Origin of the sequence: Kocuria sp. ChxB (assembly GCF_044359605.1) — a bacterium.
In the GTDB taxonomy this organism is placed as follows: domain Bacteria; phylum Actinomycetota; class Actinomycetes; order Actinomycetales; family Micrococcaceae; genus Kocuria; species Kocuria rhizophila.
In genome coordinates this window covers 668,452-681,090 of the sequence record NZ_CP121123.1, presented here as the reverse complement: position 1 = coordinate 681,090, position 12,639 = coordinate 668,452, and the positions used below count along the sequence as shown (strand labels likewise).

At 70.6% G+C, this 12,639-nt stretch carries 13 protein-coding genes and 1 other RNA gene; 6 read left to right on the top strand and 8 right to left on the bottom strand.

The window, feature by feature from the left end; translation table 11 throughout:
• Nucleotides 1-18: 18 nt before the first annotated feature.
• On the bottom strand, nucleotides 19-1,191 hold the full coding sequence (locus tag P8S73_RS02930) for a glucose-1-phosphate adenylyltransferase family protein (RefSeq protein ID WP_019309394.1): 1,173 nt from the start codon (nucleotides 1,189-1,191) through the stop codon (nucleotides 19-21).
• An 82-nt stretch (nucleotides 1,192-1,273) separates the two neighbouring features.
• Here P8S73_RS02930 and prfB point away from each other — a divergent pair, with 82 nt between their 5' ends.
• Both prfB and smpB read left to right on the top strand, forming a co-directional pair.
• On the top strand, nucleotides 1,274-2,392 hold the full coding sequence (gene prfB / locus P8S73_RS02925; RefSeq protein ID WP_019309393.1) for a peptide chain release factor 2: 1,119 nt from the start codon (nucleotides 1,274-1,276) through the stop codon (nucleotides 2,390-2,392).
• Between the two features lie 74 nt (nucleotides 2,393-2,466).
• Nucleotides 2,467-2,955 carry an SsrA-binding protein SmpB gene (gene smpB / locus P8S73_RS02920; RefSeq protein WP_019309392.1) on the top strand — a complete coding sequence of 163 codons (489 nt, stop codon included), beginning with the start codon at nucleotides 2,467-2,469 and terminating at the stop codon, nucleotides 2,953-2,955.
• Nucleotides 2,956-2,967: 12 nt separating this feature from the next.
• Here smpB and P8S73_RS02915 read toward each other — a convergent pair whose 3' ends face one another.
• Nucleotides 2,968-4,740 (bottom strand): ABC-F family ATP-binding cassette domain-containing protein, encoded by a 1,773-nt coding sequence (locus P8S73_RS02915; protein WP_019309391.1) that lies wholly within the window; start codon nucleotides 4,738-4,740, stop codon nucleotides 2,968-2,970.
• Nucleotides 4,741-5,039: 299 nt separating this feature from the next.
• Here P8S73_RS02915 and ssrA point away from each other — a divergent pair.
• Nucleotides 5,040-5,408: a transfer-messenger RNA gene (ssrA, locus tag P8S73_RS02910) on the top strand.
• A gap of 164 nt (nucleotides 5,409-5,572) precedes the next feature.
• Entirely contained in the window at nucleotides 5,573-6,469 is an 897-nt protein-coding gene (locus P8S73_RS02905) for a DUF4190 domain-containing protein (protein WP_396350492.1), read from the top strand.
• Nucleotides 6,470-6,665: 196 nt separating this feature from the next.
• On the opposite strand, the gene hisN is transcribed toward P8S73_RS02905, so the two are convergent.
• The 4 genes from hisN to P8S73_RS02885 are packed head-to-tail and all read right to left on the bottom strand — an operon-like array spanning nucleotide 6,666 to nucleotide 10,489.
• On the bottom strand, nucleotides 6,666-7,475 hold the full coding sequence (hisN, locus tag P8S73_RS02900; protein WP_396350491.1) for a histidinol-phosphatase: 810 nt from the start codon (nucleotides 7,473-7,475) through the stop codon (nucleotides 6,666-6,668).
• Between the two features lie 4 nt (nucleotides 7,476-7,479).
• Nucleotides 7,480-8,595 carry a ribosome small subunit-dependent GTPase A gene (rsgA, locus tag P8S73_RS02895; RefSeq protein ID WP_019309389.1) on the bottom strand — a complete coding sequence of 372 codons (1,116 nt, stop codon included), beginning with the start codon at nucleotides 8,593-8,595 and terminating at the stop codon, nucleotides 7,480-7,482.
• Between the two features lie 3 nt (nucleotides 8,596-8,598).
• Nucleotides 8,599-9,939, bottom strand: a complete 1,341-nt coding sequence (gene aroA / locus P8S73_RS02890) for a 3-phosphoshikimate 1-carboxyvinyltransferase (RefSeq protein ID WP_396350490.1) — start codon at nucleotides 9,937-9,939, stop codon at nucleotides 8,599-8,601.
• Between the two features lie 13 nt (nucleotides 9,940-9,952).
• Nucleotides 9,953-10,489: a hypothetical protein gene (locus tag P8S73_RS02885; protein WP_019309387.1), complete on the bottom strand. Its 537-nt coding sequence runs from the start codon at nucleotides 10,487-10,489 to the stop codon at nucleotides 9,953-9,955.
• Between the two features lie 208 nt (nucleotides 10,490-10,697).
• Here P8S73_RS02885 and P8S73_RS02880 point away from each other — a divergent pair, with 208 nt between their 5' ends.
• Both P8S73_RS02880 and rsrA read left to right on the top strand, forming a co-directional pair.
• Nucleotides 10,698-11,378 carry a sigma-70 family RNA polymerase sigma factor gene (locus tag P8S73_RS02880; protein ID WP_019309386.1) on the top strand — a complete coding sequence of 227 codons (681 nt, stop codon included), beginning with the start codon at nucleotides 10,698-10,700 and terminating at the stop codon, nucleotides 11,376-11,378.
• A gap of 3 nt (nucleotides 11,379-11,381) precedes the next feature.
• Nucleotides 11,382-11,648, top strand: a complete 267-nt coding sequence (rsrA, locus tag P8S73_RS02875) for a mycothiol system anti-sigma-R factor (protein WP_019309385.1) — start codon at nucleotides 11,382-11,384, stop codon at nucleotides 11,646-11,648.
• Nucleotides 11,649-11,717: 69 nt separating this feature from the next.
• Here the strand turns inward: rsrA and P8S73_RS02870 are convergent, their stop codons facing one another.
• A complete protein-coding gene (locus P8S73_RS02870; protein ID WP_098054049.1) occupies nucleotides 11,718-11,792 on the bottom strand; it encodes a 50S ribosomal protein bL37 in 75 nt (24 codons plus the stop codon).
• A 157-nt stretch (nucleotides 11,793-11,949) separates the two neighbouring features.
• Nucleotides 11,950-12,549 (bottom strand): GDSL-type esterase/lipase family protein, encoded by a 600-nt coding sequence (locus P8S73_RS02865; protein ID WP_019309384.1) that lies wholly within the window; start codon nucleotides 12,547-12,549, stop codon nucleotides 11,950-11,952.
• Between the last annotated feature and the right edge of the window lie 90 nt (nucleotides 12,550-12,639).

Below are 12,639 nucleotides of genomic sequence, written 5' to 3'. Positions count from 1 at the left end.
GTTCCAGGTGGAGACTGGTCAGTACTGTTCCCAGTCTCGGGGTAGCACCGCGGAGGTGTCGAACGGTTCCCGTTCGCTCACCACGCCGTGGCGGTCGATCACGGTGACGTGCTGGGGCGATCCCCGCCGGGAGCCGCCCGTGATGTGGGCGTCCGAATCCGCGACCACGTTGAGCAGCTCCACCCCGGAGCCCACGTGCACGCCGTCGAGCAGCACGCAGTTGCGCACCACCGCGCCGGCCTCGACCGTCACGTTCTCGCCGATCACGGAGTGCTCCACGGTGCCGGCCACGCGCGAACCGGGGGCCACCAGGGAACGGGACACGGCGGCGTCGTCAGCGATGAACGCGGGCAGCAGGGGCGCCTGGCCGCTCCAGATGGGCCACGCGGGATCGTCCAGGGTGGCGCCGTCCCCGTCCAGCAGCTGCTGCTGCGCGGTCCAGTAGGACTGGATGGTGCCGAGGTCCATCCAGTACCCCAGGTGACGGTGCTCCACCACGGTGTGGTGCTCCAGGACGTGGGGGATGAGGTCCTCGCCGTAGTCCCCCAGTTCGCCCAGAGTGTCCTGCAGGTGGTTCAGCGCGTCCAGGAGCACCGCCGTGGAGAACAGGAACATCTCCCCGGCCACCAGGTTGCTGCGCGGGTGCTCGGGCTTGTACTCGAAGCCGGTGACCTCACCGGACTCGCTGGTTTCCACGACGCTGTACCGGGAGGCGTCCTCGGAGACCTCCGTGGTGACCATGGTGAGGTCCGCGCGCCTGGTGAGATGGGTGTCGATCACGCTGCGGAAGTCGATGGTGTAGAGATGGTCCGCGGAGAGCACGAGCACCAGGTCAGGGTTCGCCTCCCGGATCAGCTCCGCCTGGCGGAAGATGGAGTCCGAGTTCCCGGAGGCGAAGCCCTCGCCCTCCGCGCCCTGGTACGGGGGCAGGATGTGCAGCCCGCCGTGGGAGCGGTCCAGGTCCCAGGGCCGCCCGTTGGCCATGTAGAAGTTGAGGTCGTGGGGCAGGTACTGCTGCACCATCCACACGTCCGGGACGTGGGAGTGCGCCAGGTTGGACAGCGAGATGTCAATCAGCCGGTAGGTGCCGCCCACGGGCAGGGCCGGCTTGACCACGGTGTCGGTGAGGGCTCCCAGGCGCGAGCCCTTGCCCCCTGCCAGGACCAGTGCGAGGACGGTGGGGCGCTGCATCGTCAGTCTCCTTGGTGTTCGTGGGTTCCACCGAGTTTAGCGGCTCACGGGGCCGGGAGACCATGACGTAAAGTGGTCTGTCATGGCCACCATTGACTACGCTGCAGAAATCCGTGCCCTCCGCGCCACCTACGACTCGGTGGCCGCGGTCAGCGACGCCGAGACGCTGCTGAAGGAGATCACGGAGCTCGAGCAGCAGGCCGCCGCGCCGGACCTGTGGGACAACCCGGACGAGGCCCAGAAGGTCACGTCCCAGCTCTCCCACAAGCAGTCCAAGGTGGACCGGCTGCGCAAGATCGAGAGCCGGATCGACGACCTCGAGGTCATGGTGGAGCTCGCCGAGGACGAGGACGACCAGGAGACCCGGGACGCCTCCGCCACGGAGCTGACGTCCATCCAGAAAGCTCTGTCCGAGCTGGAGATCCAGACCCTGCTGGCCGGCGAGTACGACGAGCGCGAGGCCGTGGTCACCATCCGTTCCGGTGCCGGTGGCGTGGACGCCGCGGACTTCGCGGAGATCCTCATGCGCATGTACCTGCGCTGGGCCGAGCGCCACGGCTACCCCACCAAGGTGTTGGACACCTCCTACGCGGAGGAGGCCGGGCTGAAGTCCGCCACGTTCGAGGTCAAGGCTCCGTACGCGTTCGGCACGCTGTCCGTGGAGGCGGGCACCCACCGCCTGGTGCGGATCTCGCCGTTCGACAACCAGGGGCGGCGCCAGACCTCGTTCGCGGCAGTGGAGGTCATCCCGCTCATCGAGTCGGACGACACCGTGGAGATCCCGGAGTCCGAGCTCAAGGTGGACGTGTTCCGTTCCTCCGGTCCCGGTGGCCAGTCCGTGAACACCACGGACTCCGCGGTGCGCATGACCCACATCCCCACGGGCATCGTGGTGTCCATGCAGAACGAGAAGTCCCAGATCCAGAACCGCGCCGCCGCGCTGCGCGTCCTGCAGTCCCGGCTGCTCCTGCAGCGCCAGGAGGAGGCCGACGCCAAGAAGAAGGAGATGGCGGGGGACGTCAAGGCGTCCTGGGGCGACCAGATGCGCTCGTACGTGCTGAACCCGTACCAGATGGTCAAGGATCTGCGCACCAACTACGAGGAGGGCAATCCCAGCTCCGTGTTCGACGGCGGGATCGACTCCTTCATCGACGAAGGCATCCGCTGGCGCGCCGGGGCGCGCCGCGACGACGAGAACTGAGTCTGCACCGCACCGCCCGGCCCACCCACGGTGGCGCCGGGAGAGCGGGGCAGCAGTGAGGGAAGAACAGGCCGATGGCCAAGAAGAACGCTGACGACGGCCGCCAGATCGTGGCCAACAACAAGAAGGCGCGGCACGACTACGCCATCCTGGACACCTACGAGGCCGGACTGGCGCTCATGGGCACCGAGGTGAAGTCCCTGCGCATGGGGCGGGCGTCCCTGGTGGACGCGTTCTGCCAGTTCGACAGCCGCGGTGAGCTGTGGCTCGAGCACGCCCACATCCCGGAGTACCTGCAGGGCTCGTGGACCAACCACTCGGCCCGGCGCCGCCGCAAGCTGCTGCTGCACCGCGCGGAGCTGGACAAGATCGCGGGCAAGACGCGCGAGGCTGGCTACACCATCATCCCGCTGTCGCTGTACTTCGTGGACGGCAAGCGCGTGAAGGTGGAGATCGCGGTGGCCCGCGGCAAGCGCGAGTACGACAAGCGCCAGACCCTGCGCGAGAAGCAGGACAACCGCGAGGCCCAGCGCGCCATGCGCTACCGCAACATGCGCGGCTGAGCTCCGCGTGCCTCACACGGCCGGCGCCTCCACACGGAGGTGCCGGCCGTTCCAGTTCCGTCGCAGCCAGCGGTCGTGGGAGGCGACGACGACGCTCCCCGGGTACTCGGGCACGGCCGCCTCGAGCTGCGTGGCCAGCACCAGGGACACGTGGTTGGTGGGCTCGTCCAGCAGCAGCACGTGGGGCGGGTCCGCGAGCAGGGCGGCCAGGGCCAGCCGACGCCGCTGGCCCACGCTGAGCTCACCCACGCGCCGGTTCTCGTCCCGCCCCGCGAGCAGCCCGAACGTGCCCAGCGGCACCGTCTCCGCGAGTTCCTCACCCACGAGGTCCAGGTAGACCCTCACTGCGGTGCGCTCCGGGTCCGCGTGGGCCACGGAGTCCTCCTGGCCGAGCAGTCCCACGCGCACTCCCGGGGCCCGGTGCACGCTGCGGCCCGTGGGCTCCGCACGGCCCGCCAGGAGGTTCAGCAGGGTGGACTTGCCCGCACCGTTCGGCCCGGTGAGCAGCCACTTCTCACCCGCCCCCACGGTCAGGGAGACCGGGGCGAGGCGGTGCTCCACGGTGGCGCGGGAAGCGGTGAGCACCGGGCCGGAGGCACGGAGGCAGCGCGCGGCGTCGTGGTCCGCGGCCGTCAGACCGCGGAAGAACAGCTCCTGCGTGGGCTTGCGCACCTGCTCCCGCTCGAGGGTGGCCAGGCGCGTCCGGGCGTCGTTGACGCGGCGGGAGACCACGGTGGCGTTGCGGTCCGCGTAGAACTTCTTCGCCGCCCGCGCCTCCGTCCGTGGGGCCCTGCCCGAGTGCCCGACGCTCTGCTGCTCCTGGACCGTGGCCCGCAGCTTCTTCAGCTGCTCCTGCTCGTCCCGGTAGGTGCGCTCCCAGCGCTCGCGAGCGTCCAGCCCGGCCAGCACGTACTGCGAGTAGGTGCCGCTGAAGCGGGTCACGCCGATTCCGGTGCCCGTGCCGTCGGCCACGAGGTCCGCGGTGGCGGCATGGGGGCGTGGGGCCGGGTCGAGGTCCACGAGCGATCCGACCGTGGCGTCCAGGAACGCCCGGTCGTGGCTCGCGAGCAGCACCGGTCCGTGCCACGAACGCAGCGTGGCTGACACGAAGTCGAGGGCGGAGTCGTCCAGGTGGTTCGTGGGCTCGTCCAGCAGCAGCACGTCCGGAGCACGGAGCAGGGTCCACGCGAGGGACAAGCAGGCCCGCTGGCCACCGGAGAGCTCCGCGGTGCGCCGGTCGCGGGCGACGCCGCCCAGCCCGAGGCCGTCCAGCGTGGCACCGATCGCCGTGTCCACGTCCCACGCGCCGGTGCGTTCCGCGGTCTCCAGCGCGTCGGCGTAGCGGGTGCCCGCGCGCTCATCGTGCGGGGCGGCGGCCAGGGCGCGGGCGGCGTCGTCCACGGCGCGGGCCGCGTCCCGTACGGGGCGCACCGCTGCCGCCACGGCCTGGGCCACGGTGTCCTGCGGTGCGAAGGGCGGTTCCTGGTGGAGCAGGCCCACGCGGACGGGCCCACCGCCGGGACCGACGGCGCGCACGGTGCCGGCATCGGGTGCGCGCAGACCCGCCAGAATGCGCAGCAGGGTGCTCTTGCCGGAGCCGTTCTCGCCGATCAGCCCGGCGGGGCGGCCCGTGGTGACGGTGAAGGTGATGTCCGTGAGGACGCGGTGGGTGCCGAACGAGGCGGATACCCCGTCCACCGTCACGTGGGTGCCCGTGGCGCCGGACGTGCTGAACGCTGTGCTTGCGCGCGCGGACGCGGGGAAGGGGATGGGGGAGGGGTTCACGAAGGTCCTCTGATGGTCGCGGTCCCCGCCGGGCAGCGGCCTCGGACGCGGGGATTCAGGAAGGACTCATCGGGACATGGCCCCCACCGTAGGGCACTGGACGGGGGAGGACAAGGGCTGGTCCACCGAGGACCGCACCACCGGCGCCGTTCCGCTCGGCCCTGCTCCTCCGGGATCGTCGGCACGGCCCTGCGGCGAGGCCGTGTGCTGTTGACGCGCGAGGACGTGCGGACGTAGTCTTGTGTGTCTACGACACGGCGCGCTGCGCGGTGACGTGGTGCTCATTGAAAAATGAATACGGGGATGATCGGTTTCGACGATGTGAGTTGAGACAGGGGAAGCGGGCCGAGGATGCAGAGTCATCTCGTCAACGCTCTCTGCAAAAAATATAAGTGCCAAATCCAAGCGCACTGACTTCGCTCTCGCTGCGTAAGTAGCCCGAGCAGTCTGTCAGCCCAGGTTCACCTTCGACCTGGAATCTGACATCAGCTAGAAGGTCACTGCTCTGGACGTACGTCACGGACGTCCAGGGGACTTCTACGTGACTGAGTCCGGCGGCCACTCGTGTGCGAGATGGCCGGGACTGAGAAACCTGCAAGCACACTGCGCCCGGAGAAGCCCTGACAATGCTGCATCGGACGGGGGTTCAATTCCCCCCATCTCCACCCGTGATGTCCACGGACATCGAGAACACCTCGGACCCTGCGGTCCGGGGTGTTTTTTCATGCCTCGCCCGGTGCGGGCCGCGGAGGGACCGCCGAGAAGCGGGTGCAGCTCGTGTGGGAGACTGGCTCACGACACGATTCACCACGACCGAAAGGCAGGCGCCTCCATGAGCGAGCGTTTCCCCGAGAACTCGGGTTCCTCCTCGGCCTCGAACGGCGAGCAGCCGCAGTACGGCCAGTACTCGGCGGACCGGGCTCAGACCTCTGCGGCCGGGCAGGACCGGTACGGCCAGGACTCCTCGGCACAGGCCACGGGCGCGGGACAGGAGGGCTTCGGCGCGGCCGGCTACGGCGACTCCGCGTCCTCGGGCTCGCAGCACGGTGGCTCGGGGTACGGCGGCTACGGCGACTCCCAGTACGGTGACTCCCAGTACGGTGTCGGCGGCCAGTACGGCCAGCAGTCCGGTGGGGGCCACGGCTACTCCGGGCAGCAGTACGGTGTGCAGGACCCGGGGAACCAGGGCTACGGCGGGCAGCAGTACGGCACCCAGGGGTACGGCACCCAGGGCTACGGCACCCAGGGCTACGGGGTGCAGCAGGGCTACGACTCCCAGAACTCGGACGGCTATCCCACGCACTACCAGGACGGCTACTCCCAGCAGCCGTACGGCCAGCAGCCCTACAACGGGCAGGATCCGTACGGCCAGAACACGGCTCCGACGCCGGGCAAGGGCCTGGCCATCGCATCGCTGGTCCTGGGCATCCTGGGCATCCTGACCTTCTGGTTCGGCGGTCTGGGTGGCCTGATCGGGCTCGTGGGTCTGGTGCTCGGCATCGTGGGCCTGGTCAAGATGCGCAAGTCCCGCCGGGAGTCCCCGGCGCTCGCGGTCGTGGGCGTGGTGCTCTCGTCCCTTGCGGTGATCGGCGGCATCCTCATGGCCGTGGTCTTCGCCTGGGCGTTCAGCTCCGTCAGCGACTGCATGGAGTACGCGACCCAGGGGGACGAGGCGAGGTACAACCAGTGCCTCACGGACTCGCTGGAGGGCAACACTCCCAACACCTGATCCTGTCCGGCGGATCCGGGGCACGTTCCGGGGTCTGCCGTTCGGCAACGGGACGACGACGCCCGGCACCTCCCCAGCGGAAGGTGCCGGGCGTTTCTGCACCGGATGGGTGCCGGCTGATCATTGGGCGGGGCCGGGCCGGGCCGAGACGGGGCGGGTCGAGCGTCGCGCCGGGGCCCAGGGGCACCGTGGGGGCTCAGCCAGCGCTGTCCTGACGGGTGCCGAGAACGTCGAGGGCGGCGTCGTGCAGAGCGCCGTTGCTTGCCAGGGCGTTCGGTCCGAACGGTCCGTCCTGTCCCGCGAGCGACGTGAAGCGGCCTCCGGCCTCGGTCACGATGGGCACCAGGGCCGCCATGTCGTGGAGGTTCAGCTCGGGTTCGCACGCGAGGTCCACCGCGCCCTCGGCCACGAGGCAGTAGGACCAGAAGTCGCCGTAGGCCCGCGTGCGCCACACCCGGTCCGTGAGGTCCAGGAAACGGTCCCGGACGCCCAGCTCCTGCCACCCGGACAGCGACGAGTAGGAGAGCGAGGCGTCGTCGAGCGTGGCCACGGAGGAGACGGAGAGCCGCTGCGCCTGCGAGAGCGAGCGGCCCGTGAAGGCCCCGGAGCCGGCGGCGGCCCACCAGCGGCGGTTCAGCGCGGGCGCGGAGACCACGCCCACCACCACCTCGCCGTCCTCCACCAGGCCGATGAGTGTGGCCCACACGGGGACACCGCGCACGTAGTTCTTGGTGCCGTCGATGGGGTCGATGATCCACTGCCGCCCGCCCGAGCCCGTGGCGCCGAACTCCTCGCCGATCACGGCGTCCCGGTTGCGCACCCGTCCCAGCTGGCCGCGGATTACCTGCTCGGCCTCACGGTCCGCGTCCGTGACGGGGGTCAGGTCCGGTTTGGTCTCCACGGTGAGGTCCTGGGACTTGAACCGTTTCATGGTCAGGCCGTCCACGGAGTCCGCGAGGATGTGGGCCAGGCGGAGGTCGTCCGTGTGGTTGCTCGGTGCGCGCATGCCCCTACGTTATCGCCTGTCCGAGCTGCTTCTCGCTGTCACCCTGCTGGGTCTCCCCGCGCGACGCCGCCAGCAGCCTGCGCAGCGACTCCAGCCGCTCCGGCGCGGCGGGGGAGGCCTCCGGCCGGTGCACCCAGGCGTCCAGGGCGCAGCCGGGGGAGTCCTCGGTGTGCCGGCAGCCCCGCGGGCAGTGGGCGGTGGCGGGCACGAGGTCCGTGAAGGCGTCGAGCAGGTTCTCCTCGGACACGTGCGCGAGTCCCAGGGAGCGGATGCCGGGGGTGTCCACGACCCACGTGCCCGGGCTGGTCCCCGGGACCGTGAGGGCCCGGGCGGAGGAGGACGTGTGCCGGCCGCGCCCCGTGACGTCGTTGACGCCGCCCGTGGCCCGCTCGGCTCCGGTGAGGGCGTTGACCAGCGTGGACTTACCCACGCCGGAGGGGCCCAGGAACACGCTGACGTGCCCGTCCAGCAATTCCCGCAGCCGGGCGAGGGAGTCCTCAGAGACGGCCAGGGACTCCTCGTGCAGCCCGGCCTCCGGTCGCTGGCCCCGGTCCGTGGCGCGCTGGGTGGTCACGGTGAGGACGTCGAGGTCGTGCAGGTAGTCGAGGAACTCCGTGGGGTCCGCGAGGTCGGACTTGGTCATGCACACCACGGGGGTGATGTCCGCGTCCCACGCGGCCGCGAGGCCCCGGTCCACGAATCCCGTGCGGGGAGTGGGGGAGGCGGCGGCGAGCACCAGGACCAGACGGTCGGCGTTCGCCACGATCACCCGCTCCACGGGGTCGGTGTCGTCCGCGCTGCGGCGCAGCACCGTGGCGCGTGGTTCGATCCGCACGATCCGGGCGAGCGTGTCGGGCGCGCCGGAGACGTCCCCGACGACTCCCACCAGGTCACCGGGCACGATGGGGCGGCGGCGCAGCTCCTTGGCGCGCACGCACAGCACCGTGACGGGATCGGGGCCGTCCTCGTCCACCACGCACGTGTACCGGCCACGGTCCACGGCCACCACGCGGGCCACCACGGCGTCTTCGTGGGACGGGCGCTGCTTGGTGCGGGGTCGGGAGCCACGCTTATTTGCGCGCACCCGCACGTCCGACTCGTCCCACGTCCTGCGTGCCACCGCTCAGGCCCCCGTGCCCAGCAGAGCGGCCCACAGCTGTGGGAACTCCGGCAGCGTCTTGGCGGTCGTGGCGATGTTCTCGACCAGGATCCCCGGGACGCGGAGTCCCAGGATGGCGCCGGCGGTGGCCATCCGGTGGTCGTGGTACGTGTGGAACTCGCCGCCGTGCAGGGGCGCGGGGGTGATCTGCAGGCCGTCCTCGGTCTCGCGGACGCGGCCTCCCAGGGCGTTGAGCTCGGTGCTCAGCGCGGCGAGCCGGTCGGTCTCGTGCCCGCGCAGGTGGGCGATGCCCCGCAGCCGGGAGGGCCCCGTGGCGAGGGCGCACAGTGCCGCCACGGTGGGGGCCAGTTCACCGGCCTCGGAGAGGTCCAGGTCCACGCCCTGCAGCTCGTCCGGACCGGTCACGGTGAAGACTCCGTCCCGCACGGTCACGCGCGCTCCGAAGCTGGGCAGGATGTGGCGCCAGTGGTCGCCGCCCTGCGTGGTGTGCGCCGGCCAGTCCGGAATGCTCACGGTGCCGCCGGTGGCCACGGCCGCGGCGAGGAAGGGCCCGGCGTTGGAGAGGTCCGGCTCCACGGTCACGTCCAGGCCGGCCACGGCCCCGGGCTCGACGCGCCACTCCCGCTCGCTCACGCGCTCGGCGCTCACGCCGGCGTCACGCAGCACCTGCAGCGTCATCTCGACGTGCGGCAGGGACGGCACCCCGCCGGGGGCGTCGTGGCGCAGCACGAGGGGGGATTCGAAGCGCACCGCGGCCAGCAGCAGTGCGGAGACGAACTGGGAGGAGCCGCTCGCATCGATCGTCACGGTCCCCCCGGGGACGGTGCCGGTGCCGACGACGCTCAGCGGCAGGGTGCCCCGACCACCGTCCTCCACCCGGACACCGAGCTGCCGCAGCCCCTCGACCACGGGAGCCATGGGACGCACCCGGGCGGCGTCGTCGCCGTCGAGGACGACCGTGCCCGAGCACAGGGCGGCCACGGGGGGCACGAAGCGCATGACCGTGCCCGCGAGTCCGCAGTCCACGGTCACGGGCCCGTCCAGCACGGCGCCCGGGGACACGGGGTCGATGCGCAGGTCCGGGCCGAACGGGCCCGGATCGGGAAGTTCGGTGACCGCGGCGCCCAGCTGCTCGAGCGCGGTGACCATCAGGGCACTGTCCCGTGAGTGCAACGGCTTGCGCACCACCGAGGCCCCGCTCGCCAGCGCGGCGAGCACGAGGTACCTGTTGGTCAGGGACTTGGACCCTGGCACCGCCACGGTGCCGCTCACGGGCGAGCCGTGGGCGGAGGGGGCGGGCCAGTGGGCGGGGTCCCGGGGGTGCGTCAAGCCGTTGCGCGTCACGTGGTGCGGCGGACTAGAAGGAGACGGCGTTCTGCACGGCCTTCTCGGCCTCCGTCAGCTTCTTCTTGGTGTCCTTGCTGACCTTGACCGCGTTCTTGCGGACGTCGTCCGCGAGGTGGCTCGCGCGCCACGCCAGGGACGGGTTGCCGGAGGTGTCCACGGCGGCGATCATCACGCCGCCCAGCAGGGACACGTTCTTCAGCAGGCCCGAGCGGCGGGCCTCCTTGCCCTCGGTGGTGCTCGCGTCCGCGGAGCGGTACTGGGCGTAGCCGTTGAGGGCGGTGGTGCCCAGCAGCACGGTGGAGGACAGCCGGGGCAGCTTGCTCACGGCCAGCAGGGACGCGGCGGCCACCTGGGCGGCGGCGAGACCCTGCGCCACCACGGCGCGGTTGGCGGTCACGGGGCGCAGCTGCGGCGCGGCGCTCTCCACGGCCTTCAGCACGGGGTCCAGCTGCCGGGCCGTGGTGGACGAGTTGCGGAACGCGTCCACACCTCCGGCGATGAAGCCGGTGGCGAGCAGCGGGCGGGCGAGACGACGAACAATGCTCATGGTTCTCCTCCTTAGGGTCCCGGCATCTCCGGGAAGGCACGAACGTCATCCTATCGGCCCGCGGCCGGGGCTCCCCCGGGAATACCCGCGCGAGCAGCGTGTGTTGTGCCGGATGAACGGAAGCACCACACGTGTGGTGAGGCAGAAGGCGTGCGGGAAGGCAGGTGACGGTCCAGAGATGACGGCCCCCGCCTTAGACTTGGGCGTGATGAACGATCAGCGAACTCACGAATCCCACGCCGTGGAGCACCCCGAAGAGGTGCCGGCCGGTGAGGAGTCCACCCAGCAGCGGCGCGAACGCTTCGAGCGCGACGCCATGCAGTACGTGGACCAGCTCTACGCGGCCGCGCTGCGGATGGCCCGCAACCCCTCCGACGCCGAGGACCTCGTGCAGGAGGCCTACACCAAGGCGTTCTCCGCGTTCCACCAGTACAAGCCCGGGACCAACCTCAAGGCCTGGCTGTACCGGATCCTCACCAACACGTACATCAACCTCTACCGCAAGCGGCAGCGTGAACCCCGCCAGGCGAACACGGACACCGTGGAGGACTGGCAGCTGCACCGGGCCGAGTCCCACACCTCCACGGGGCTGCGCTCCGCGGAGGTCGAGGCACTGGACCACCTCCCGGACTCGGACGTGAAGCGGGCGCTGCAGGAGCTGCCCGAGGAGTTCCGCCTGGCGGTCTACTTCTCGGACGTGGAGGGATTCGCGTACAAGGAGATCTCCGAGATCATGGACACGCCCATCGGCACCGTGATGTCCCGGCTGCACCGCGGCCGCAAGCTCCTGCGCGAGAAGCTGGGCGACTACGCCCAGGAACGAGGATTCGACACGTCCAAGGCCGGCAGGCCGGCCAAGGGCGGGGCACCGGCGAAGGATCGAGGCTGACACATGACGCAGAACCCCTGCAGCGGAGGCTGCACCGACGAACGCATCCAGCGCATCTACGAGTACCTGGACGGCGCGCTGACCACCGAGGACCTTGAGGAGATCCACGCCCACCTCACCGGGTGCTCCGAGTGCGAGCGCGAGTACAACCTGGAGTGCGTCATCCGCTCCGTGATGAAGCGCTCGTGCTGCGAGAGCGCCCCCGAGCAGCTCAAGCGCTCGATCCTGGAGCGCATCGACGCGCAGTGCGGCGAGCACCCCGCGGCCTGAGGACTCCGGACATGCAGAACGCCCGCAACCATGATGGTTGCGGGCGTTCCGTGGTTCGTGCGCAGAACTTCAGGAGTTGGGCCGCTTGCCGCGGTTTGCCGAGTTCTTGCGACGATCCTTGCGCTTACGTCCACGCTTGCTCATGATGTACCTCCTGTGGTGATTGGCTGGAACATCGTCCGTCAGTATCTCACATCTGCGGTGGTCCCAGAGCCACCAAGGTTCCCGGACCGTCCCTGCGGGGGAGCAGGGTGCCTGCCGGAACGGGAGGCCGGGACGAGTGCCGTTCTCGGAACCGGCGTCAGCGGGGCTCGGGCAGCTGCAACCAGTTGTACCAGCCGCGGTGCAGCACGAGCCACGCGATGAGGCCGTAGCCCGCCTGGCCGGGGTTGCCGTGGTTGGCGGCCAGGTCCTTGCGCCACTGCTCGTGGTGCTGCAGCGGGTTGAAGGTGTCCACGTACACGTGGTTGCGGCGCGTGGTGACATCCCCGTACGCCGCGGAGAGGTCCGCGATCTTGCGGTTGCGCTGCGGGTCCAGCGTGGGCGGCGGGCCCACCACCAGCACCTTGACGTTGTTCTGGGTGGCCTGGTCCACGATGTTCGCCATGTTCAGCCGGGAACGCGCGGAGGTGATGCCCAGGTCGATGTCGAGGGCGGACGGCGCGATGACCAGACGGTTGTCGCACGCGGGATCGAAGCGGCGGACCGCCTCGTCGAACCAGCGCTCGTTGAGGGTCTCGCTGCCCTCTCCCGGCGCGGCGAGGTTGTAGGCGTCCACGGGGACCACGTCACGGGGGGTGCGGGCCAGGACGCGACCGAACCAGCCCAGGGCGCGGGGGTCGTCCACTCCGGCCAGCAGTTCGTCGCCCACGGCCACAATGCGGATCCTGCGTTGGTCCACTCTTCTCGACATCCTTCGGGTTGTTGCGTGGCCCGGGGGCCGTCAGGTGACGGCCCCCGGGCAGGTCGGGTCCGGCGTGCGGGGCCGGCG